The sequence below is a fragment of the Polaromonas sp. P1_G1 genome (genome assembly GCF_056405595.1).
This window is the reverse complement of record NZ_JBFUBU010000004.1, coordinates 90,949-115,598: the sequence shown is the minus strand read 5'-3', so window position 1 is coordinate 115,598 and position 24,650 is coordinate 90,949. Positions and strand designations below refer to the sequence as shown.

General features: G+C 63.7%; 9 protein-coding genes. 2 read left to right on the top strand and 7 right to left on the bottom strand.

Annotated elements, in window-relative coordinates; translation table 11 throughout:
* Positions 1-292: 292 nt before the first annotated feature.
* From AC1D1Y_RS02900 to AC1D1Y_RS02890, 3 genes are read right to left on the bottom strand one after another with little or no spacing between them, the layout of a single operon-like run.
* The gene (locus AC1D1Y_RS02900) at positions 293-2,629 is read right to left on the bottom strand and encodes a DUF6531 domain-containing protein (RefSeq protein WP_477681029.1); all 2,337 of its coding nucleotides are present in this window, start codon (positions 2,627-2,629) and stop codon (positions 293-295) included.
* A gap of 17 nt (positions 2,630-2,646) precedes the next feature.
* A complete protein-coding gene (locus AC1D1Y_RS02895) occupies positions 2,647-5,934 on the bottom strand; it encodes a LamG-like jellyroll fold domain-containing protein (RefSeq protein WP_477681049.1) in 3,288 nt (1,095 codons plus the stop codon).
* 5 nt (positions 5,935-5,939) lie between these two features.
* Positions 5,940-8,630: a LamG-like jellyroll fold domain-containing protein gene (locus AC1D1Y_RS02890; RefSeq protein WP_477681048.1), complete on the bottom strand. Its 2,691-nt coding sequence runs from the start codon at positions 8,628-8,630 to the stop codon at positions 5,940-5,942.
* A 942-nt stretch (positions 8,631-9,572) separates the two neighbouring features.
* Here AC1D1Y_RS02890 and AC1D1Y_RS02885 point away from each other — a divergent pair.
* Complete coding sequence (locus AC1D1Y_RS02885; protein ID WP_477681028.1) at positions 9,573-10,622, top strand: S1C family serine protease; 1,050 nt, start codon at positions 9,573-9,575, stop codon at positions 10,620-10,622.
* A 17-nt stretch (positions 10,623-10,639) separates the two neighbouring features.
* Here the strand turns inward: AC1D1Y_RS02885 and AC1D1Y_RS02880 are convergent, their stop codons facing one another.
* From AC1D1Y_RS02880 to AC1D1Y_RS02865, 4 genes are all read right to left on the bottom strand, one after another.
* The gene (locus AC1D1Y_RS02880) at positions 10,640-12,268 is read right to left on the bottom strand and encodes a methyl-accepting chemotaxis protein (protein WP_477681027.1); all 1,629 of its coding nucleotides are present in this window, start codon (positions 12,266-12,268) and stop codon (positions 10,640-10,642) included.
* An 838-nt stretch (positions 12,269-13,106) separates the two neighbouring features.
* Positions 13,107-14,798 (bottom strand): ShlB/FhaC/HecB family hemolysin secretion/activation protein, encoded by a 1,692-nt coding sequence (locus AC1D1Y_RS02875; protein WP_477681026.1) that lies wholly within the window; start codon positions 14,796-14,798, stop codon positions 13,107-13,109.
* A gap of 27 nt (positions 14,799-14,825) precedes the next feature.
* A complete protein-coding gene (locus tag AC1D1Y_RS02870) occupies positions 14,826-22,019 on the bottom strand; it encodes a YDG domain-containing protein (protein ID WP_477681025.1) in 7,194 nt (2,397 codons plus the stop codon).
* 404 nt (positions 22,020-22,423) lie between these two features.
* Complete coding sequence (locus AC1D1Y_RS02865) at positions 22,424-23,350, bottom strand: NAD-dependent epimerase/dehydratase family protein (protein WP_477681024.1); 927 nt, start codon at positions 23,348-23,350, stop codon at positions 22,424-22,426.
* Positions 23,351-23,411: 61 nt separating this feature from the next.
* Between AC1D1Y_RS02865 and AC1D1Y_RS02860 the strand changes: the two genes are divergently transcribed.
* A complete protein-coding gene (locus AC1D1Y_RS02860) occupies positions 23,412-24,464 on the top strand; it encodes a CDP-6-deoxy-delta-3,4-glucoseen reductase (RefSeq protein WP_477681023.1) in 1,053 nt (350 codons plus the stop codon).
* Positions 24,465-24,650: the final 186 nt, after the last annotated feature.

Here is a 24,650-nt window from a genome sequence, read left to right as displayed (position 1 = left end):
CCCGGATAGCCAGTAATCGGACCATTGCAGGATTGATGGTAGAAGGCACCACTGGGGTGGTTGCAGTTGGTAAGCTGAAAAATGCTCCATTCCGCGAGATCGGCCGGAGGCACAGGCTGGGAGGCAGGTGGGAAGGCGCGCGCGGGCGTCCAGGCTACCGCCAGCATGAGCGCTAACAGAATGGCAGCGCCTGGCCGACAAAAATCGGCCAAGCTGCCTCCAAAATCGAGCAGCACCGATGCCTTCGCTCGCTTCGCCTTCGATTTGCAGCCCTGGTTTTCTTCAACGTAATTCAATTGCTCGCCCCCGTAATCTGCTGGACCCGGTTCAAGGCGTCATAGACGCGTGTGATGTTTCTTTGCAGGTTGCCTTGCGGGTCCTTCACCTGCTCGCCGACCTTGTTGCCCATGGCATCCAGGGTGTAGGTGACGGTGTTGCCTTTGGCATCCGTCACACCCTTTAGGCGGTGCGCGGCGTCGTAGCTGTAGCCCATGGTGGTGGTGTCGGGCAAGGTGACACCGATTAACTGGCCCGCGTTGTCGTAGGTGTAGTTCGTGGTACGGGCCGTTCCGCCCGGCGGCGTGACGCTGGTGCTGCTCACCCAGCCGCGCGACGTGTAGGCGATGTCGGTGACCACACTCTTGGGGTCGACCATCTGCCTGACGCGTCCCGCCCTGTCGTACAAGGTGAATTGCGTGACGTGTCCCATGGCGTTCGTGACGCTCTGCAAGTCGCCCGCCGTATAGCCGACTTCGTTGGGCGCCGAGCCGCTAAAGCTGGTGGCGCTGTAGTAGGCATAGGCCTGGGTGACGACGTCGTTGGCAGCCTGCGTAGCCATCAGGCCTTGCGGGTTGTAAGTCCAGCTGGTGGTTCGAGCCACATTGGTGGCCGTGTCGGTGGCGGTCTGGCTCAGTTTGTTGCCTTGTGTGTCGTAGGTGTAGGCAGTGGTCCTACCCGCTTCGGTCACGAGCACGGGTAGCCTGAAGGACGCGTGCCACTGGGTGCTCTTGGTCTGCACCTCGGGTAGGCCTGATGCCAGCGTGGTACTCAAAGGCAGCCGCCGGTTGATGTCCCAGGTGTACATGGTGGTCACGCCGAGGAAGTCGGTCTCTTGCGTAACGAAGCCATTGGCGTCCTGCACGCGGCTGGCGGCTGAGCTGTTGCCGCTGCCACTGGGTTTGTCCGCGCCGGTGACGACCAGTTTGCCTTTGATGCTGCCGTAGCTGTAGGTTCGCTGCGTGCCTAATGGGTCGGTGACGGTGGCCACTCCGGCTGCGCCGTAGCTGACTGTGTGCAGGTCGGCGCCGCCTGCGTGCTCACTGCTGGTAGCGCGACCATCCGCGTCGTATGCATAAGTAGCCAGCCGGTTGCCCAGTTCGTCGATGATGCCGGTCAGCAACTGAGGATAGGTGGTGTTCTCGTACAGGTAAGTCTTGCTGGCTGTGCCTCCCGAGGTACCGGGATAGCTGACGGTGCTCAGCCGGCCCAGGCTGGTCACGCTGCTAAAGCTGTCGTAGCTGAAGCCGATGGCCTGGCCGTCGGGCATCGTCACGCCGGTCAATTGGGCGTTGGCGTTGTACGCGAAGTTAAGGCTGCGCCCGAACTGGTTGCTCACACTGATGAGCAGGCCCGCGACCGGCGCAGCCGGCGAGACGGTGCCGGCCGTGCTGTAGGTGTAGCTGTTGATCCAGCCGTTTCTGTGGGCTACCGTGAGCAGCCTGCCGGCGGCGTCGAACTGCCAGAGGCTGTCGTCGTCCAGCCGCTTGTAGAGCAACCCCGGCGTACCGGCAGTCAAGCTGTCGGCGCTGTTGGCGGCGTCCCACGTACCGGTGCCGGCATTCCAGTCAAAGACGCGTATGGAACCATCGCCGAAATTGACCTTGGCTTTGCTGCCGGCCGTCGATGGCGGCCCTTCAAAGTTCACCGACACCGCATGGTTGTGCGACCACGGCTGGCTTAAACCGGCTTCCACCGCAAAGCCTTTGGCGCCGCCGGCCGCCCACTGGCTTCGGTAGCTCCGCACAAACGCCAGCCCATCCGGGCCGGAACCTGCATAGTCCTGCTCAGTCTGGATCTTCTCTCCCGTTCCGGGAATGATGGGATTGGCGACGCGTTGACCGTCCGCCTGAGAGCAGAAATTTGGCTTCGGCTTTGGGTCTGGCGTCGGATCCGGCTTCGGGTCTGGTTTTGGCTCTGGCTGTGATTCCGGCTTTAGCTCTGGCTTTGGCTCCGGTTCCGGCAAGACGGGCTTGGCCCAGCAGATCATCCCGATGTCCGCCAGCTGCGGGCTGTCGTACCTGAAATTGGGATCGAGCTTATTCAGGTGGGAATAGGTCCAACTGACCCCGGCGTTGCAGCTCGTCATGAAGACCGGTTTGTTGTACACCTCGCGGGCATCGGATGCGGCCACGGCGGCCGCAGCCGCCCCGCACCAGCTGGCGCCCTGGTTCTCGGGCCTGAAGTCGTAATAGTAGAGAAAATAGTCCAGCACTTCACCGGCCGGGCAGGCCGTCATGCTGGTACCGTAATAGGCTTTTCGAGTCCATAGCGGGCCGGCCGAGGCACCCAGCGTCACACAGGCTAAAACCGCGACAACGACTGCGCGCTTCCTCAGATGATTGCGGCTCATTGAGTTGACTGCGGCTCTCAATTGCCCGCTCCAGTGACTTGCTGCACCCGGTTCAAGGCGTCGTAGACGCGCGTGATGTTTCTCTGCAGGTTGCTCGAGGGGTCCTTGACCTGCTCGCCGACCTTGTTGCCCATGGCGTCCAGGGTGTAGGTGACGGTATTGCCTTTGGCATCGGTGACACTGGTCAAGCGATGTGCTGCGTCATAGCTGTAGCTCATCGTCGTGGCATCGGGCATTACCACGCCGGTCAACTGGCCCGCGTTGTCATAGGTATAGGTGGTGGTGCGTGCAGTGCCACCGGGTGGCGTCACCACCACGCTGCTGACCCAGCCCCTGGGGGTGTAGCTCATGTCGGTGACGATTCCGTTGGGATCGACCATCTGCCTGACCCGCCCGGCCCTGTCGTACAGCGTGAACTGGGTTACATGCCCCGCGGCATTGGTGATGCTCTGCAGGTCGCCAGCCGTGTGGCCTACGGCATTTGGGTCAATGACCGGCGCCGCATTTGGAAATGCCTCGGCCGGTGGCGTGAAGCTGGCGGTGTAACGTGCAATGCCCTTGGTGATCCGGAGGTCGTCGATATACCCATTCACATACCGGGGACTGCTGTCAGCGAAACGTCCCACAAACAGCGACCAACCGGCCGTCAGCGTGTTCGGCGCAAAATTCGCGCTGGCCGAACTCTGCAGCACGCCGTTGAGGTACAGGGACAGGACACCGCCATTGCGCACGAACGCGAGGTGGTACCAGGTGTTTGCCGTCAAGGCGCCGGACGAGTCAACACTGTATTGATCGGCTCCGCTGTAAATGAAGGCGCGCACCTTCCCGGAGAGTAATGCGCCAAAGTGATGGATGCCCATGGCCACGTCGGCCCCGGCGGAAACGGACGGCCTGTTGACGCTGAGGATGGCCTGGTCCGTCGTCGCCGAACCGGCGTAGTACCAGGTCTCCACCGTGAAGTCACCCAGCCCGACGTCCAGGCTTGCATCGGCCGGTATCGAGAGGTAGCTCCCGCTGCCATTGAAGTACGCGGACGCGCCACCAAACCTGCTTTGCGCCGTGCTGACTCCGGCACTTCCGGCTGCGGTGATGGTTTTGGGGGCCGGGCTGCTGTCGGTGAAGAGGGTGCTGCCGTTGGCGCCGTCGCCGTGCAGCAAAAGACTCACGCTGGCAAAGCCTGCATCGCTGGTGCCGCTAAAGCTGGTGCCTGCATAGTAGGCGTAGCTGGTGGTCATGTTGCTCGGATCCACACGGGTGAGGACTCGGCCGCCGTCGTCATACGTGAAGCGGGTGATTCTGGCGAGCGTTGCCGGATCTGGGCTGCCATTGCCCAATGTGGCCTGTTCGATCCGCTTGCAAACGACAGGCAATACGGTGCCGCCCGGAAGTGTCGAGGCCGTCGTGCAGCTCGCTGCAATGTTGCTGTTGAAAGGGTCGGGCTGCCCGTGGTAAACCAAAGCTGTGTTCAGCAAGGGTTGAATCACCTTTGCAGGCAATCGCCAATCCGGATGCCAGGTGGTTTCAATTTTTCGGGCTCCTGAAGGCAACGCCGCGCCACTGGGCAAGACGGCGGTACACGATGCCGTGTTGGCCAGGCCTTCGACCCGCGTAGTCTCACGGTTGCCGCTGTCGTAGGCATAGCAGCTGCGCTGGCCGGTGAAGTCGTCCTTGCTCACGACATTACCGCTGGTGTCGTAGCCCAACACGCTGGTGGAGGCACTGCAGCCGGAGCCCGCCGGCTGGCTGATGCTGGTCATCGTGGGCGCTCCCAGCACTGCGCTGGCACCCAGGCTGGCACTTTGCGCATTGGGCGTGGACAGGCTAACGCCCGATGGAGCCTGCCATTCGTGGTAGCGGTAGGTGATGGCGGCCGCTGCGTCGTAGACCTGGTTGACGGCCACCGTCGGCGGCGTGCCGTAGCTCACACTGTAGCGGTTGACGCCGCCTGCGTATTCCGTGGAAATCGCCCGCCCGGCACTGTCATAACCGAAAGTGGACCGCCGGCTGTTGTTCTCGTCCACGACACCCGTCAAGGCCCAGCTCAACAGCGGGTTTTCATAAACGAACCGGCGGGTCTTGCCGTCCTCCCAGGCAAGAGAAGCCAGGTTGCCATTGGCGTCGTACGTCGTTGTGATGGGCTGGCCGGCCGTATTGATAATGGCGGAAACCCGGCCATCGGTGGCGGCTGCAGCTCCACCGGGCAATGTGTACTCAAAGCGCAGGCTGCGCCCGGTTTGGTCCGTCACCTGCACCAGGTATCCGCCCGCGGGGGCGACGCTGCTTGCACTCGCGCTGTAAGCAAAGTTCAGCGTGTTGCCGGAAGCATCCGCGAGGCTGCTGAGCTGCCCCGTGCCGGAGTAGGTCTCTATGCTTTTGCTGATCGAATCAAGATATCGATAGTTGCGCCCAACCCTGGTCAACTGGTCGCTGCTGTCTGGGTCGGTGACGTAGGCCCCGCCTTCATACCGGAAGCTGACGGCCGTGCCATCGCCCCGAAAGAGCTGGGCGCCAAAGCCCGCCGGGGAAATGACCAGGCGGCGATGCAGGCTGCTCAACCATAACCCCCCGAAAGACGGGGCATCGCCAAAGTCTTTCGCTGCCACCGCAGCCGCAGCGGCCGTGGTTTGCCTGGCGCTGTCATAGGTCAGGCGCAGCGCCTGTCCGCCAACGGTCAAACCCGTTTCTACAACTTCTTTTTTGCCCCCGGTCAGAGGGTAAATCGGGTTACCGAAACCTGGATTTAGCGCAGGGCACGAATTCCGGTTTTTACTCGCACGAAGCAGGTCTACCGTTTCACTTTGATAGCAACCGTCGTTGCCCGCATTCTGCAGATAGCCTGCATTGCAAGTACAGGTAGCGCCCGACAGGGTGGAGTTGGCCGGGCAATAATTTTCCAGCCAGGTATATATATAGAAGGAGCCGGCACCAGAGTAGCTGTTGCTCCCCTTTGCATACTGGTAATAGGTAAAGGATTGCGAACCCGTCGCGGTGTTGGACAAGGAGGTGACAGTGAATGAACAGCTACCGGGAGAGCCGGGCTGCCCAACATAGTTGGCGCAAATGTAATACGAGGCGCTTTGCTGCGTTAACAGCATCGCCGAGGCCGCCGCATTCGCATCCAGAAATCGCGGAGCCGGCGCCGCGCCCCAATAGAACACCCGTGTGTTCGACGCCGCAGGGAATGTGGCATGCGCATCTGTCCATGCCGTGCCCAGTGCACATGCCAGAAGTGCCGCAACGCCAAAACGCTTGAGCCAGCTTGGAGCGACAACACGAGGCCTCTTGTTGAGGCTGCTTTCTGGCATGTTTTTCAATTGCCCGCTCCCGTGACTTGCTGGACCCGGTTCAGCGTGTCATAGATGCGCGTGATGTTTCTCTGCAGGTTGCCCGAGGGGTCCTTGACCTGTTCGCCGACTTTGTTGCCCATGCCGTCCAGCGTGTAGCTGACGGTGTTGCCCCTGGCATCGGTGACGCCGGTCAAGCGATGCGCGGCGTCGTAGCTGTAGCTCATCGTCGTGGTGTCGGGCATTACCACGCCGGTCAGCTGGCCCGCGTTGTCATACGTATAGGCAGTGGTCCGGGCCACTCCACCCGGCGGCGTCACCGCCACGCTGCTGACCCAGCCACGGGGGGTGTAGCTCATGTCGGTGACGATCCCCTTGGGATCGACCATCTGCCTGACTCGCCCGGCTCTGTCGTACAGCGTGAACTGTGTGACGTGACCTGCTGCGTTGGTCACACTTTGCAGGTCGCCCGCCGTGTGGCCCACGGCATTGGGATCAATGGCGACGGGTGCGCTAACGGGAAAGGCCTGAGTCGGTGGGGTGAAGTTGGCGGTGTAACGGGCAAACCCCTTGGTGATCCGCAGATCAGCGAGATAACCGTTCCAGCCGCCCGCGCCGATCGAGTCGGCGCCGATGGCAACATTGCGCGAAGAAACGTCCAGGCTGGCGGAAAGCGCTGCGGAGCCAACACTGATGCCATTGACGTACAAGGTCACCAGGTTGCCATTGCGCACTGCCGCGAGATGATTCCAGGTGTTCAGGGCAAGTGCACTGGGCGCATTGATGACAGCCACCAGTGAGCTGCCCGCGAAGAAGGCGGCCTGGGGACGCCCCTCAATGGTGAGCAATCCAAAGCTGGCGTTTCCATTTATACCCAGCTGGTACTGGCCCACGATGCTTTGAATCCCCGATGGGTAGCCCGTGGTGTTGTTTGCCTGGTAGACCCAGCTTTCAATGGTGAAGTTTCCCGCGCCAAACTGGAAGGCCGCTGCGGCGGGTGTCGATACATAGGAGCTTCCACCGTCAAAAAGAATTGAACTGCCGCCGAATTTGCTCTGGGCCGTGCTGATCTGCGCGTTCCCCAACACAGTTAAAGGCTGGGACGACAAGCTGCTGTCGACGATGGGCGAGCCGGCCGCACCGATACCCTTGAGCAGCAAACTGACGCTGCCGAACACAGGGTCGGTATTGGCTTCGTTGGGCACCGTGCCGCTGAAGCTGGTGTTGCTGTAATAGGCGTAGGTCTGCTTGACGATGCCGTTGGCGGTCTCGGTGGCCAACAGGCCTTGCGGGTTGTAAGTCCAGCCGGCGGTACGCGTCACATTGCTGGCCGTGTCGGTGACGGCCTGGCTCAGTTTGTTGCCTTGCGTGTCGTAGGTGTAGGCGGTGGTTCTTCCCGCCTCGGTCACAAGCACCGGCAGCCTGAAGCTGGTATGCCATTGGGTTGCCGTGGTCTGCACTTCGGGCAGGCCCGCTGCTTTGCTTGTCGTCAACGGAAGCCGCCGGTTGATGTCCCAGGTGTACATGGTGTTCACGCCCAGGAAGTCGGTCTCCTGGGTGATGAAACCGTTGGCATCCTGCACGCGGCTGGCCGCCGAACTGTTGCCGCTGCCGCTGGGCTTGTCCGCTCCGGTGACCGCGAGCTTGCCTTTGGTGCTTCCGTAGTTATAGGTGCGTTGTGTCCCCAGGGGATCGGTGACTATGGCGACTCCGGCGGCACCGTAGCTCACCGTGTACAGATTGGCGCCGCCTGCATACTGGGTGCTGATGCCTCGGCCTTGTGCGTCGTAGGCATAGGTCGCAAGCCGCACGCCCAGCTCATCGTTGATACCGGTGAGCAGCTGCGGGAAGATGGTGTTCTCGTACAGGTAGGTTTTGCTAACCGTACCTCCTGCGAGTCCGGGGTAGGTGACGGTTATCAGGCGAGGTGCTGCTGCGGTGCCGCCGTAGGTGTAGCTGGTGACCTGGCCGTCGCTGCCGGTCACGCTCGCCAGCTGGCTGCCGGCGGTGTATGCAAAGCTTAAGCTGCGGCCGAACTGGTTGCTCACGGTGATGAGCAAACCGGGTACGGGAGCAATATGAAAGGGAGTGCTGGCGGTGCTGTAGGTGTAGGTAGTGGTCCAACCGTTCCGCTGGGTCACTGTCAGCAGCTTGCCCGCCGCATCGAACTGCCACTGGCTGTCGTCGTCCAGGCGCTTGTACAGCAGGCCCAGAGTATTGACCACCAGTGTGTCGGCGCTGTTGCCGGCACTCCAGCTGCTGCTGCCCAGATCCCAGTCAAAGGTGCGTACGCTGCCGTCGCCGAAGATGACCCGGGCCACGCTGTTGGCTGTGCCTGCAACGCCTTCCCATCTGATGGACACGGCGTGGTTGTGCGACCAGGCCTGACCCAGTCCCGGGTTGACGGCCAGATCCCTTCCGCCAATACCAGCCTGGCTGCTTCGGTAGTGCCGCACCAGGCTGAGCGGGTCCGCGCCTTGCCCGCTGAGGTCTGTCTCGCTTAAAACCTTCTCTCCCGTCGCCGGCAAGATAGGGTTACCGGCTTGGACTCCATCAAGTCTGGGTTTATCGGTCGGGCACGGGCATACCTTGCATTGCTTGGGGGGGCTCGAAATGACTGGAACTATTGGCTCCGGCCATGGCTTGGGGGGGTTCGAAATGACCGGAACTATTGGCTCAGGCTCTGGTGGAACAGGCGGCACTGGTGTGCACACCATGGTGATGTAGGAAAGTACCGGGCTGTTGTACAGGAAGGACGGATTGCTGACCAGGGTATGGGAGTAAGTCCAGGATTCACCCGGCACGCAACTGGTGACCCATGCAGGTTTGTCTGGTTCGACTGAGTTGCTGTACTCAATCGCCTTCTGGGCCGCGCCACACCAGCTGTCGGCATGGAAATACGGCGGGTCCGAGTAGTAGTAGAAATAATTTAACGCTGTTCCGGCAGGGCAGGCCGTGAGGTTTGTGTAGTGGTGCCTGATCGGGATCAGGCTGATGCTGGGTGTCTGGGCGATTGCGCTGGTAGCGAGCGCTACGGCAACACCGCATGCGAGTGAAAGCGTTTTGCAAACGGCAACACAGCTTCTTGCGAGCACCTTGGCCATAGTCCCCCTCCCAGAGGTTGCTGCTCCCGGTTGCCTTGGCTGGCAATCTTTTTGATGCAGCGTGTCGGCTGGTCACTTGAAGGACGTCGCCAACTTATTGAAGTTGGAAGGGAGTGTTGATGAGGCCTGGGTGGCCTGTCAATGCGAAAACGTTGTCAGTGTGCTTTTAACAACTGCAATTATTTACGCAGGTAAGTAGAAAGAATTGAATGCGCGCGCCGAAATTTTTCAGTGCATTGGATAGTTCTCAATTGCTTGCAGCCGTGATGCGTTGAGCGCGATCAAGCGTCGTCAATGCACGTGTATTTTTGCGGTTTACCTTTTCGAACGCCTGCGCCGCCCGCTGAGCTTTAATCAAACGCCTCAAAACGCCCACCAGTTTTGTCCGCACGGCCATGGGTGACCCAAGCCGGTGCAAGGTCTGCTCGCTTGTCTTCACGGGCGGCCCTTTGACCCTGCCGCTTGCAACGCTATTCAATAAGGCGCATTCTTCCAGCGCGGCCGGCCGTTTCCCCAATCTGTGCCCCACGCCCCTCGCCGCGTCAGGAGTCCGTCATGTGCACCCTGCATCTGCGTCATTGGCTCTACCTCCTCCTTTCAGGCACTTTGCTGCTGGGCGCGGCCCACGCGGCCACGCCACCGCCGCCGCCCGCGCAGGCCATGATGGACGCGCTGAACCGGGCCACGACGGCGGTGGTGGGTGTCAAGGTCACTGCGACGGAAGACGCGCGGTCGGCCGAGACGCTGGGCCTGCGGCGCGCCGGTTCGGGCGTGCTGATCAGCCAGGACGGGTTGATCCTGACGATCGGCTACTTGATGCTGGAGGCCGAGCAGATCGAGATCGTCACCCAGGACAACAGGACGCTGCCGGCACGCGCCGTGGCCTACGACCTGGCCACGGGTTTCGGCCTGCTGCGCCCGTTGCTGCCGCTGCGCAATGTGGCGGTGGCGGCGCTGGGCAGCAGCCGGGACCTGCAGCCGGGCGAGCCGTTGATGGCGGTGACGGGCCCGCAGCCGGACGAGGATGGCGATGTGAGCATGACGCGGCTGGTCAGCCGGCGCGCGTTCTCGGGCAGCTGGGAATACCACATTGAGTCGGCGCTGTTCACCAGCCCGCCGGTGCTGGCCAGTGGCGGCAACCACAGCGGCGCACCGCTCTTCAACCAGCGCGGCGAACTGATGGGCATAGGCTCGCTGTTCGTGTCGGACGCGACGGGGGAGAACCGGCGCCTGCCGGGCAATATGTTTGTGCCGGTGGATTTGCTGCGCCCCATCCTCGCGGAGCTGCAGCGCGCAGGTTACAGCGCCAAGAGCCGCAGGCCCTGGCTGGGCATCACCTCCAACGACCAGGGCGGGCGCATACAGATCCTGCGCGTGAGCAAGGAAAGCCCGGCGGACCTGGCCGGGCTGTCGGCGGGCGATGTGGTGCTGGCGGTGGACGATGCGAAAGTCGCGACGCTGGAAGCGTTTTACAAAAAGCTCTGGGACCACGCCGCACCGGATGCGGAAATCCGCCTCACGGTGCTGCAGGGCGCGGAGATCAGGACCATCGTGCTGCGCGGCCAGGACCGCATGCAGACGCTCAAAAAACCGCCGGGTATCTGACCGGCGGCGCTACGGCGCTATGCCGGAAGCGGCGCCGTGCGGTGCAGGTTCTTGCCTATCGCCTGGAAGTGAAGCGCGGTGGACGGCGCGGCTTCGGGTTCCGCGTCCAGCTTGAACTCATCGACGGCGGCCTGCAGCTGCAGCGTCTGCTCGGCCAGTGAGGCGGCGGCGGTGGAGGCCTGCTCGACCAGCGCGGCGTTCTGCTGGGTCGCCTTGTCCATCAGCACCATGGCCTGGTTCACGTGTTCGATGCCGTTGCTTTGCTCGACCGAGGCGGCGGAGATCTGCTCGAGCAGGCTGCTCACGCGCTTGACGGCCTGCACGATGTCCTGCATGGTGCGGCCGGCCTGGCCGACCAGCTCGGAGCCGTTCTCGACATGCGCCACGGAGTCGGCGATCAGCGCCTTGATTTCGCGCGCGGCTTCGGCGCTGCGCTGGGCGAGGCCGCGCACTTCGCTGGCCACCACGGCAAAACCRCGGCCCTGCTCGCCGGCRCGSGCGGCTTCCACMGCCGCGTTGAGCGCCAGGATGTTGGTCTGGAAGGCGATGCCTTCGATGACGGCGATGATGTCGACGATCTTTTTGGAACTGCCGCTGATGGCCGCCATGGTGTCGACCACCTGGGCCACGACCGCGCCGCCTTGCTCCGCGGTGTCCGAGGCAGTGGCCGCCAGCCCGCTGGCCGAGCGCGCATGCTCGGCGTTGAGCCTGACGGTGGAGGTCAGCTCTTCCATGCTGGAGACGGTTTCTTCCAGTGAGGCGGCCTGCTCTTCGGTGCGGCGCGACAGGTCGGCGTTGCCGGCGGCGATGTCGCCGGACGCCAGGGTGATGGAGTCGGTCGAGGCCTTGATGCGGCTGACCAGGTCGGTCAGCGTGTCTTCCATGTCGCCCAGCGCGCCCAGCAGCCGGCCGAAATCGCCGCCGCGCTCGGTGGAAAACTCCTGGCTTAGGTCGCCGGCGGCCACGGTTTCGGCGATGTAGATCGCTTCATTGAGCGGCTGCGCGATGCCGCGGCCCAGCCGCCAGGCCACGGCCACGCCCACCAGCAAAGCGGCCAGCGCCAGGCCCAGCATCCAGCGCTGCGCCGATGCGATGCCGCTTGCGACAGCCTCGCCGCCAGCTTTGGCCGCCCGTGCCTGCAGCTGGGCCAGCGCGGCCAGTTCCTGCTGCAGCCGCTCCAGCGCTGGACCGGCCTCGCCCGTCCAGGCGCGGGATGCTCCGTCGCGGTCGCCCGCTTCGAACTGCCTGGCCGTTTTGGCAAGCGCCTGCGCATGGGCGGCCTGCGCGCCGCGCACGCCGGCCAGCAAGGCTTTCTCTTCGGCCGGCGGAGCGCCGGCCTCCAGCACCGCAAGTGCGTCCGCCATGTTCTTGTCGCCAGCCGCCAGTTGCCGCCGCGCGGCGGCGGCCTGCGCCGGATCGCCCGAGAGGGACAGTTCCAGGGTGGCGCGCGCAGTGGCCTGCGATGAAGCGGCCAATGCCGCCACGGCGCCGGCACGGGTCCAGGCGTCACCGCTCACATCGCGGCTGAAGGCGCCGGCGCCGGCCAGCTGGCCCAGGCCCACGGCCAGCAAGCCGCCGGTCAGCAGCAATACCAGGCCAAAACCCGCGCCCAGCCGCGTGCTGACCTTTAAATTGTCCAGTTGCATGGTGTTGTCTCCTGCAAGCCGCTTCCGTCTGAAGGCGCGGGAGAGGCCAAGCTCATGCACGGTATCAAGAAAAGTTCGGGCGCTTGTGCCCGAACAAGACGCAAAACAGGGTTTTGTTCATTGAATTGAAAGGGCTTTCTGGCCGGGGCCGGGTCTTGCTCCAGCGGTGCGCTCTTTGCTGAGGGTTGCTGGCCGGGGTAGCCCGGCGGCTACTCACTTTTCTTTTGCTTCGCCAAAAGAAAAGTAAGCAAAAGAAAAGGCGACCCTGGTTGCTGCGTCCCTCCGCTGCGCTACGGGCAACCTGCGGTGCTCGGTTCAGGCGGGGTCTCGCTAAACTCGCTTCGCTCAAACAACGCGATCCCTGATCCGCCTGAACCTCCGCTCCTCGGCGCATCCACAAGGGGTGGGGACTAGAAAGACAAACACCAATACTTGAAGAAACAAGGACTCGCCACGGCGAGTCCTTGTTTGTATTTGTCTTCTTGGTATTTTCGTTTTCTGTCTTCTTTCCCCGCTCCCGATTGCCCCGTCCTGGCTGGGCCGAGGAGCGCAGACGTAGGCGGATCAGGGATCGCGCTTGTTTGAGCCGCAGGCGAGTTTGCGCGAGACCCCGCCGTAGTCGAGCACCGCAGGTTGCCCGAAGCGAAGCGTAGGGACCCAGACTGCGGGTCGCCTTTTCTTTGGTGACTTTCTTTTGGCGAAGCAAAAGAAAGTTACTTGCCGCCGGGCAACCCCCGGCCAACCGCCCTCAGCAGAGAGAACAAAAGCACAAAGGCCGGAGCAAACCCGGCCAGCAAGCCTAAGCAAAAAGCAGCAGCACTCATAAGAACAAAGAACATCAGAACCGGTAAGCCACTTCTGTCCACATCCGCATCGCATCCGGCGCCTTGACCAGTTCCGGCGCCGGTCCGAGCGGCGAGGCGAGGTAGGCCCGAGCCCGCCACTGGTTGAACCCGGTCCAGTCAAGCCCGACCCCGGCGCCGCTGAAGCTCGCGCTGTTGGTGCCGGCCGTCCAGGGGCGCTGGTTGACCTTCAGGTAAGCGCCGTCCCAGAACGCCAGCGCCTGGAGTTTCCCGCCGCCGGCCTGCCCCAGGTCGTAGCGCAACTCAATGCTTGCGCGGTAGCCGGCATCGCCCGACAGAGCGCTCACGTCGTAGGCGCGCACGGAGTAAGGCCCGCCCACGGACATTTTTTGCGACGAGTCGAGGTTGGTGTTTGCCCATTGGCCCGCCCAGGACAAATACACCGTGCCTTTTTCTCCCCAGCGCTGCAGCCGGGAGAAGTTCAGGTTGGTCTTTGAGAACCAGCCTTCCGTCCTTGCGCCGGCAGCGTCCGCCAGTTGGGCCTCCGCAGCATCAAAACCCACCCGGCCACGGGTCCATACCAGGCTCCAGGTGTTGATGCCGCCGGACATCAAGGTGTCGCGCCAGTCCCCGCTCAGGCTTGAAACCCAGCTGCCGAGATGCCGGTCGGTCTTCATTCCTGCCATGTCGATGCGCTCACGCAACTGCAGGTTGTCGTACTGGACCTGGCCGTAAACGTTGACGGCCTGGCTTCGCAGCAGCGGATGCCTGCCCCACACGCTTTCGGTTTCGGCGGAACCATGCGCGCCTAGCTCCTGCAAGGATCCGCCGATTTTGTAGTTCAGCATGGAATAGGCGGCGCCGCCGCGCGTGCCCTGCCCGTTCAACAAGGACTCGTAACTCACGCGCCCGTAGTTGACCCCGGAGCCAGAACTCAGGCCGCCCACGCCCAGGACATCGCCACGCCGCAAGGGATTGTTGAAGTACACCGTGCCACCGAGCCGGCTCCTGCCTGTGTAGCTGTTGCCGTAGTCGTCCAGAACCAGGCTTCCGGAGACTGCCTGGCCGGGCGCGACCTGGATGCTCAGGTCCGAGCTTCCTATGCCGTCGCCGGGTCTCAAGGTCGCCTGCACCACCACGCCGGGTATGTCCGACATCAGCAGCAGCGACCTGTCGAGCAAGGCCTGCTCGACCGGCTGCCCRCCTTGCAGCGGCGCCGCCGTCGCCTGCAGCAGCAGGTCGTTCACGCGCGTCTGGTTGTCGATGCCGACCTTGCCGTAGCGCGCCTCTATCACCAGAAGGCGCACAATGCCCGACTGGATCACCTGCGCGGGCACCACGGCCCGCGCGAAGCTTTGGCCCCGGCCGCGGTAGAACCTGCTGATGCGTGTCGCCATTTCATCGAGCTGGTCCAGCGTGAGGGTTTTGCCTTCCGCATCGGCCACCAGCCCATGCAGGGTGTCCGTCTCGACCAGGGTGTTGCCGAGGATCTGGATCGATTTGACGTCCACCGAAACCGGGGGACGTACGGGCGGCGCCGGGGCATTTTCCTGGTTGTTGAGGGACGGCCCTTCCCCGCGGGGCGGCGGAGCGAAGGGCTGGGACGGCTGGACCTGCTGCAGGATGCTGCCGATATCGACCGGCTGGGCATCGGCCACCCGGGCCGCCAACAAGGGCGCGGCGGCCAGTAGCAGCAGCGCGTGCTTTCGGGATACGAGGCATTTCATGAGAAAACTTCCGTGGGGCGACCGGTTTTATTTTTTGGCGGAGAGCACACCGATCCGCAGCTGCACGCCGCCGTCAACGATGTGCAGGCGCGGGTCTTTTCTTCCCGTGGCAAGGGGCGTGCCCTCCACCATCACCTCGGCGGGCCGGCTGGAGAGCTCCAGCGCCTCACCGCCCGACGATGCGTCGGTGCTTGCGCTGTGGGTCACACGCAGGGTTGACGATGCCTCGGTCGAGCTGGCGTTGGGATTGGATTTGGCGTTGGAGTTGGCGTTGGCGTTGGAGCTGGATGTAGAGCGCTCCGTATCCAGGGCCTGTTGCATGGCCGAACGTATGCCGTCACCATCCGCCCCCAATCCCCGCCCGGACGTCGCCGGCGCGGGAGCGGGCGTGGGAACAGGTGCCGCCGGCAAGGGCGTGATGGCGGCCGTCAGCCCGGTGGGCTGCACCACCGTGTAATTGCCGGCGTCAATACCACCCAGGGTAAAGCCGGTCACGGTCACGGCTTTGCCATTGCCCACGTTCGGGTCGGCAAAAGCACCGCGGCCGCCGCCGCCGACGCTGACCACGTCGCCGGCCAGGGCCGTGACGGCTGCGGTGCCGCCCAGGGTGGCTGCGGTTGTGCCATCGAACACCTTGTTCTGGGCGTTCACACCGGTGACGGCCAGGCTGGCCTGGGTGATGTTCGCGGTGACGCCGCCGGGTTGCGCGATGACGTAGTTGCCGGCATCGGCGCCGCCCAGCGTGTAGCCGGTGACGGTCACCGCCTTGCCATTTCCTGCGTTCTTGTCGGCGAAGCTGCCGCTGCCGGTACCTGCCACGCTGACCACATCGCCACCCAGGGCCGTGACACCGGCCGTACCGTTCAGCGTGGCGGTGGTCGTGGTGTCATAGACCTTGTTGTTGGCGCCCACACCCGTGACGGCCAGGCTGGCCGGGGTGATGTTGGCCGTGATACCGGCAGGTTGCACGACGGTGTAATTGCCGGCATCGGCACCACCCAAGGTGTAGCCGGTGACGGTGACGGCCTTGCCGTTACCCACGTTCTTGTTGGCGAAGGCGCCGCTGCCGCCGCCAACCGTCACCACGTCACCGCCCAGGGCCGCGACGTTTGCCGTGCCATTGAGGGTGGCGGTGGTCGTGCTGTCGTAGACCTTGTTGTTGGCCCCCACGCCCGTGACGACCAGGCTGGCCGGCGTGATGTTGGCGGTGACGCCGGTGGGCTGGACGACAACATAGTTGCCGGCGTCGGCGCCGCCCAGCGTGTAGCCGGTGACGGTGACAACCTTGCCGTTGCCCACATTCTTGTTGGCGAAATTGCCGCTTCCGGTGCCGCCCACAGTGACGACATCACCACCCAGGGCTGCAACGTTTGCTGTGCCATTGAGCGTGGCGGTGGTGGTGGTGTCATAGACCTTGTTGTTGGCACCCACACCTGTGACGGCCAGGCTGGCCGGTGTGATGTTGGCCGTGACGCCGGTGGGCTGCACGACGGTGTAGTTGCCGGCATCGGCACCGCCCAGCGTGTAGCCGGTGACGGTGACGGTCTTGCCGTTACCCACATTCTTGTTGGCGAAGCTGCCGCTGCCCGTGCCACCCACAGTCACGACATCACCGCCCAGGGCCGTGACACCGGCCGAACCATTCAGGGTCGCCGTGGTGGTGGTGTCATACACCTTGTTGTTGGCCCCTACACCCGTGACGGCCAGACTGGCGGGCGTGATGTTTGCGGTTACCGCCGTGGGCTGCACCACGGTGTAGTTGCCGGCATCGGCACCGCCCAAGGTGTAGCCGGTCACGGTCACGGCCTTGCCGTTGCCAACGTTCTTGTTGGCGAAATTGCCGCTGCCGGTGCCGCCTACCGTTACCGTGTCGCCACCCAGCGCCGCCACCGATGCTGTTCCGCCGAGCGTGGCCGCAGTCGTGGTGTCGTACACCTTGTTGTTGGCATTCACGCCTGTGACTGTGAGGCTGGCGGGCGTGATGTTGGCGGTCAGCCCGGTGGGCTGTACCACGGTGTAGTTGCCACCATCGGCACCGCCCAGCGTGTAGCCGGTGACAGTCACGGTTTTTCCGGTGCCCACATTCTTGTTGGCAAACGCACCACTTCCACCGCCAACCGTCACGACGTCACCCCCCAGGGCCGTAACAGCCGCCGTTCCGCTGAGCGTCGCGGTGGTCGTTGCGTCGTAGACCTTGTTGTTTGCACTCACACCCGTCACCGCCAAGCTGGCAGGCGTGATGTTTGCGGTCACTGTCGTGGGCTGCACCACGGTGTAATTGCCGGCGTCCGCACCGCTCAGCGTGTAGCCGGTGACGGTAACAGCCTTGCCGTTGCCTGCATTCTTGTTGGCGAAGCTACCGTTGCCCGTGCCGGCCACCGCCACGACGTCGCCGCCCAAGGCCATGACGGCCGCCGTTCCGTTGAGCGTCGCCGTGGTGGTCGTGTCGTAGACCTTGTTGTTGGCGCCCACACCCGTGACGGCAAGGCTGGCTGGCGTGATGTTGGCCGTTAGGCCCGTGGGCTGCACCACGGTGTAATTGCCGGCATCGGCACCTCCCAAGGTGTAGCCCGTGACTGTCACGGCCTTGCCGTTGCCCACGTTCTTGTTGGCGAAGGTGCCGCTGCCACCGCCAACCGTCACCGCATCGCCACCCAGGGCGGCAACGCCGGCAGTCCCATTGAGCGTGGCCGTGGTGGTGGTGTCATACACCTTGTTGTTGGCATTCACACCGGTCACCGTCAGGCTGGCGGGTGTGATGTTGGCGGTCACCGCCGTGGGTTGAACCACGGTGTAATTACCGGCGTCGGCACCACTCAGGGTATAGCCCGTGACAGTCACGGCCTTGCCGGTGCCCACGTTCTTGTTGGCGAAATTGCCGCTGCCGGTGCCGCCCACCGTCACGGTATCGCCAGCCAGGGCCGTAACGGCCGCTGTTCCGCTCAGCGTCGCGGTGGTCGTTGCGTCGTAGACCTTGTTGTTGGCTCCCACACCTGTGACGGCCAGGCTGGCCGGTGTGATGTTGGCGGTCACTGCCGTGGGCTGCACCACGGTGTAGTTGCCGGCGTCGGCACCGCTTAGCGTGTAGCCGGTGACCGTCACGGTCTTGCCGTTACCCACGTTTTTGTTGGCGAAGGTGCCGCTGCCGGTGCCGCCCACCGTCACAACATCACCGCCCAGGGCAGTAACACCAGCAGTGCCATTAAGGGTAGCCGTGCTGGTGGTGTCGTACACCTTGTTGTTCGCGCCTACGCCGGTGACAGCCAGGCCGGCCGGCGTGATGTTGGCCGTGACACTTGTGGGTTGCACCACGGTGTAGTTGCCGGCATCGGCGCCGCCCAGCGTATAGCCGGTGACGGTCACGGCCTTGCCGTTACCGACGTTTTTATTGTTGAAATTGCCGCTGCCGGTGCCACCCACCGTCACGGTATCGCCAGCCAGGGCCGTGACAGCCGCCGTTCCGCTGAGGGTGGCGGTGGTGGTGGTGTCGTAGACCTTGTTGTTTGCGTTCACGCCGCTGACAGTCAAGCTGGCGGGTGTGATGTTTGCGGTCACCGCAGTGGGTTGAACCACGGTGTAGTTGCCGGCATCGGCGCCGCCAAGGGTGTAGCCGGTGACAGTCACGGCTTTACCCGTACCAACGTTTTTGTTATTGAAATTGCCGCTGCCGGTGCCGCCAACCGTCACCGCATCGCCGGCCAAAGCCGTCACGCTGGCCGTGCCATTGAGCGTGGCGGTAGTGGTGGTGTCATAGACCTTGTTATTCACCCCCACACCGGTGACCGCCAGGCTGGCCGGTGTGATGTTGGCGGTCACTGCCGTGGGTTGCACCACGGTGTAGTTGCCGGCATCGGCACCGCTTAGCGTGTAGCCGGTGACGGTCACGGCCTTGCCGTTGCCCACGTTCTTGTTGGCGAAGGTGCCGCTGCCCGTGCCAGCCACAGTGACCGCATCGCCGCCCAAAGCGGCAACACTGGCCGTGCCATTGAGCGTCGCCGTGGTGGTGGTGTCGTAGACCTTGTTGTTCGCGCCTACGCCGGTCACAGCCAGGCTGGCTGGCGTGATGTTTGCCGTGAAACCTGTGGGTTGCACCACGGTGTAGTTGCCGGCATCGGCGCCGCCCAGCGTGTAGCCGGTCACGGTAACCACCTTGCCGTTGCCCACGTTCTTGTCGGCAAACCGGCCGATGCCCGTGCCGGCCACGTTCACCGTATCACCGGCGAAGGCTGCGACGCTGGCCGTGCCGTTGATGGTGGCGGCGTCGTTGGCGTTGTACACCTTGTTCTGGATCGTCACACCGCCAACGGCAAGGCTGGCCGGCGTGACGTTCGCGGTCAGGCCCGTGGGCTGCACGATGACATAGTTGCCGGCGTCGGCGCCGCCCAGCGTGTAGCCGGTGACGGTGACGGCCTTGCCGTTGCCCACGTTCTTGTCGGCGAAAGCACCGCTGCCGCTGCCGGCCACGCTTACCGTGTCGCCGGCGATGGCCGTGACGCTGGCCGTGCCGTTGAGGGTGGTACCCAGGCCCGCGTCATACACCTTGTTGTTTGCGCCTACACCTGTGACCGTCAGGCTGGCGGGATTCACCGTCAGCACGCCATTGACAATGTTGATGTCATAGCCTTGCTGGTTCGAATACAGGCCGGAACCCGTCACCGTGTAGCTGCCGGCATTGACCGCTCCCTGGGCGGTTCCGCCGAAACTGATGCTCCCTGACAAGCTGCCGCAGGCCACGTTGGAGCAACTGATGCCGGTTCCGCCATTCCAGGACAGCTTGTCGTAGGTCTTGCTGGCATTGCCAACGGTGACCGTGGTGGCCTTCATCAGTGATTTGAGCAGGGGACGGCTATTCCCCTCATAAATCCGCCAGACGTTGCTGAGGTCCCAATTCGGGTTGACGTTGCCGTTGGCGGCCGTGGCTGAGTTGAAGTTGGCCTGTTGCTGCATCTGGGCTGTGGTCATGCCCATGCCGCCGCCCGAGCTGGTGGCCTGGCCGGTCGTGGTGCTATCCCAAAAGCTGCCGCTGATCGTTCCTGTCGTCCGGCTTCCCACCAACCCGCCAACACTGCCGGCCGTACCGGTCACCTGCCCGGCGGCATAACTGTTGCTGAGGACACCACCGTTATTGCTCATGTCCCCCACCAAGCCACCCGTCTTGGTGGTGCCGGTGACGGTGCCAGTGGCGTAACTGTTGCTGATGCTTCCGCCGCTGCCGCTCCACAACCCAACCAGCCCGCCACTGGTGTCGCCGGAATTGTTGACCGTGGCGCTTGAATAGCTGCTGCTGATGGCGCCGGTATGGAGCATGTAGCCCACCAGGCCGCCGGCATTGTTTGAGCTGGTCACGGTGCCGGTGGCATAACTGCTGCTGATGTCGCCCTGGTTGTAGCCCGCCAGCCCGCCGGTAAACACCGTGCCGTTCACAGCGCCTGTCGCGTAACTGTGGTCAATTTTTGAGCTGCCGCTGGTCCCCCCCACCAGTCCGCCGGCATCGCCTCCTCCGGATACGGTGGTGCTGGCGTAGCTGTTGCTGATAATGCCGTCGTTCCATCCTGCCAGCGGGCCCGTGTCGCTGTCGGTGCTCTTGACCGAACCGCCTACCAGTCCCACATTGCGGATGACGCTGGTCGAGCCGGTGGAACCAAACAGGCCGGTGAACCGGGTCGTGCGATCTATCGTGAGGCCGGTAACGGTGTGGCCCAGGCCGTCAAAAGTGCCATAAAAACAGTTGGGGGTGCAGCTGACATTCCCCGTTCCGATCGGTGCGAAGCCTGCACCGCTGTTCCAGGCACTGGTGGGCGCAGCATTGATGTCGGCGCCCAGCACGTAGCGCCCGCCGAGATTGCCGCTGATCCCCTGCAGGTCGGTGGTGGTGCTGCTGCCCGCGGCGCCCAGGTCGGTGATGACGGTATACGCGAGGGTGGCGCCGGTGCTGCCTCGTTTGGTGCTGAAGTTGTTGCCCGCCGGCAGATTGACTTTCGCGCCGTTGTTGACGGTGTAAGTGTTGCCGGTACCGCTGGTCGTGCCCTGGCCGTATTCCAGCGCCAGCTTGCCCGTACCCGAAGCATTGAGGTTGGCATTGATGTTGATGTTGTTCTGCGCGTTGAGCGTCAGCTGGTTGGCGCTCCAGCTCACCACGTCATTGACGTTGACATCGCCCGCCGTGCCTGCATTCCCGCTGCTGCTCTGGATGATGACGGCGCCCGCGCCCAGGTTGGCGCTCAGGGTCGCGCCGGTGATGTTCCCGCCCGAGGCGGCGATGGTGAAGTCGACCGGGTCGATCAGCCAGGTGCCGCTGTTGCCGGCGGGGGCCGCCGTGGAAATCCGCGCGCCGCCGGCAATGTTCACCTGCGCGCCCGAGGTCTCAACGAAACCGCCGTTGCCGCCGTTGGGCGCCGAGGCGTCCAGCGTGCCCGCAACATTGGCCGTACCGGCGGCCATGCCGCCCAGCAGGATGATGGTGCCGCTGCGGTTTTCCACGGTGCGCGCCTGGATCACCCCGCTGTTGTTGACCGCACTGGCCAGCAGGGAATCCCGGGCACCGGCGCTCATGAGCGCCTGCCCGCCGTCGGCCAGGATCAACCCGCCGTTCTCGGCCAGGCTGTTGAGAACGCTCTGGTCCACTTCGATCTTGAGCAGCTGGTTGCCCTGAAATGTCAGGGTGGCGGCGCTGCCGGCCGCCAATGCCACAGTGCCCTTGGCGGCATTGATGCTTCCCTGGTTGCGCACGGTGTTGCCGATCAGGGCGACATAGCCGCCCGTGGCGGCATTGATGCTGCCCTGGTTAACCACACTGCCTGCACCCGCGCCGCTGAAGCTGCGCTTGCCGCTGCCGAGGTCCGCATCCTTGACATCCAGCGTTGACGCCACAAGCCCGCCCACGTTGACCTGCGCGCCGGCACCGAACAGGATGCCGTTGGGATTGATCAGGAAGACCTGCCCGTTGGCGTTGAGCTGGCCCAGGATCTGGCTGCCGTGGGTGTCCAGGATGCGGTTGACCGCGATCGCGATGGCGGAAGGCTGCACGAAGTTGACGCTTTCCTGGGCGCCGACGTTGAAGCTTTTCCAGTTCAGGGAAGCGTTCTGGCTGGACTGGGTGATGGTGGTGGCGGAGCCGTTCCGGGAAATGCTGGCGGCGCCCGAGGTGACCTGGCCGTCCACCGGCCCGGCCTGCGCCGTTGCGGCGCCGAGCAGCAGAACGGCGGTGACGGGTTTGCGCAAGGTCCATCTGCCCGCCGCGCGACTGGCGTTCCGGCCCAATCCATCACGGACCGGCGGAGCGGCAGGGAACACCCGCCAGCCAATATTTGTTACAAATTCCGCAGCCTTTGGTGCACTGCCCCTCGAATTTTTTTTGTGCATTTTTCACACTCCGCAAAAACCCTTTTTTCAGCCGATTGCTGGAAAGGGCCGTCAAAGTGATGGTATGCAGAATGGAATCACCGCAGATCAGTGCAAAAAAAGATCTTTTAACGGTTAATAGAAACGGCTCCAAGTGAAGTCCGCAAGTTTCAAATAGTTACTTCTTTTGTAACAATATTCACAAATATGAATGTTGCAAAAAACATACAAATGAAAAAGCGACTTGCCCGGAAACGGCTTCGCCGCGCACCGGGCGTGCGTTTTTAATGCTCGCGCAGGCCGATTTCCACCGTCGGGTAGCGCAGGCGAAGCCGCAATTCCCGCTTCAGGCGGGTGTTGTCGAGCCGGCGCGATTCGCTCATGAAGCTCAGCAGCACCGGGGGCAGTTCATCATGGGCGCTGCCGCGCGCCAGGCGTGGCGGCCGCGGCAGGCCGTAGAGGTCGGCGGCCAGGTCGAAGTAATCGCCCATCTTGAGCTGGCTGTCGTCGCTGGCGTTGCTCACGCGCTGCGGCTTGCCGCGCCACAGCGCTGCCAGGCAGGCGCGGGCCAGGTCGTCGGCATGGATGTGGTTGGTGTAGACGTCGTCTTCGGCGCGCAGCACCGGCGTGCCCTTGAGCAGCCGGCCGCGCGGCGTGCCGCCTTCGCGGTCGGGCGCGTAAATGCCCGGGATGCGCAGCAGGTGCACGCGAGTGCCGGTGGCCCGGCCGAACAGCCGCACATGCGCCTCGGCATGCACGCGGCGGTGGGCGCGCGGCGTGTGGGGGCTCAAGGGCCGGGTTTCGCGCACCCATTCGCCGCCGCAGTCGCCGTAGACCCCACTGGTAGAGGCGTAGACCAGGGAGCGCGGCAGGCTGCGCAGCCGCAGGGCGCGCAGCAAGGCCAGGGTGCGCGGGTCGCTGCGCTCGTCGGGTTTGTCATTGGGGGGCGGCGCCAGGTGCAACACCCGGGTGGCCAGGCCGGCCAGCCGGCGCAACGAGGCGCCGTCGTCCAGGTTGCCTTGCAGCGGCGTGATGCGATGGGCGCGCAGTTCGGGCGCGCGCGCGGGCGAAGACGTGAGCGCCATCAGCCTGGCATTGCGCGGCAGTTGCCGGACGGCGCGCAAGCCCACGTCGCCGCAGCCGACGACCAAAATCCGCTCCCGGCGGAAACGGAAAGGCAGTGCACCTAGGGGGTTCAGGTTTGAGGGCAAAATTGGGGGGTTGCCGGGAAAACCGGCCAAGTCGAGAACAGATACCGCAAGGATACCGAATATGAGCTTTAACGTGACCGTGCAGCCCAGCGGCCGGACTTTCATTGCCCAGGTGGACGAAGCCCTGCTGGCCGCCGCCATACGCCAGGGCATAGGCCTGCCCTACGGCTGCAAGGACGGCGCTTGCGGTTCCTGCAAGTCGAAAAAACTCGAGGGCACGGTGACCCACGGCGCGCACCAGGTCAAGGCCCTGTCGCCCGAAGAGGAAGCCGCCGGCTTCATCCTCACCTGCTGCGCCACGGCCCATTCCGACGTCGTCATCGAATCGCGCCACGTGACCGACGAAAGCGCTTTCCCGGTCAAGAAGATGCCGGTGCGCATCAACAGCCTGGCCAAGGCCTCGCACGACGTGATGGTGGTGCGCCTGCAGCTGCCGGCCAGCGACGTCTTCAAGTACCACGCCGGCCAGTACGTGGAGTTTTTGCTGCGCGACGGCGACCGCCGCGCTTATTCCATGGGCAACGCGCCGCACACCCAGGCCGAAAACCCGGGCGTGGAACTGCACATACGCCACATGCCGGGCGGCAAATTCACCGAGCACGTGTTCGGCCCCATGAAGGAAAAGGAAATCCTGCGCATCGAGGGCCCCTTCGGCAGCTTCTACCTGCGCGAAGACAGCGACAAGCCCATGGTGCTGCTGGCCTCGGGCACCGGTTTTGCGCCCATCAAGGCGCTAATTGAGCACCTGCAGTTCAAGGGCAGCACGCGCCCGGCGGTGCTTTACTGGGGTGGCCGCCGGCCGGCCGACCTGTACATGGACGAATGGGTCAAGGCCAGGGCCGCGGAAATGCCGAATCTGCGCTACATACCCGTTATTTCGAATGCCCTGCCCGAAGACAACTGGACCGGCCGCACCGGCTTTGTCCACCAGGCGGTGCTGGAAGATTTCGCCGACCTGTCGGGCCATCAGGTGTATGCTTGCGGCGCGCCCATCGTGGTGGACTCGGCCCAGGCGGCCTACACCGCGGCCGGCCTGCCGGAAGACGAGTTTTATGCCGACTCTTTTGTGACTGAAAAAGAAAAAGCCCAGGCCACTGTGCCCGCGGAGACCTGAACCCTGAAACACTGAATCCGGTGGGCACACTCCCGACAAACAAGAAGAATAAAGAAGAAGAACAAGAAACGCCCCGGCTGATGCATCAGCCGGGGCTTTTTTATGTGGATGAATCCCGGGGGACAAGGACTGCGCGACGGCGAGGCGCAATATTTTTTTGCAACAATAGGGCATGAACATTCGTCC

Excerpts from the sequence above, each read along its gene's own strand:
- AC1D1Y_RS02860 (WP_477681023.1), top strand. The coding sequence starts at position 23,412 with ATGAGCTTTAACGTGACCGTGCAGCCCAGCGGCCGGACTTTCATTGCC.
- AC1D1Y_RS02885 (WP_477681028.1), top strand. The coding sequence starts at position 9,573 with ATGTGCACCCTGCATCTGCGTCATTGGCTCTACCTCCTCCTTTCAGGC.
- AC1D1Y_RS02900 (WP_477681029.1), bottom strand. The coding sequence starts at position 2,629 with ATGAGCCGCAATCATCTGAGGAAGCGCGCAGTCGTTGTCGCGGTTTTA.
- AC1D1Y_RS02895 (WP_477681049.1), bottom strand. The coding sequence starts at position 5,934 with ATGCCAGAAAGCAGCCTCAACAAGAGGCCTCGTGTTGTCGCTCCAAGC.
- AC1D1Y_RS02890 (WP_477681048.1), bottom strand. The coding sequence starts at position 8,630 with ATGGTGTGCACACCAGTGCCGCCTGTTCCACCAGAGCCTGAGCCAATA.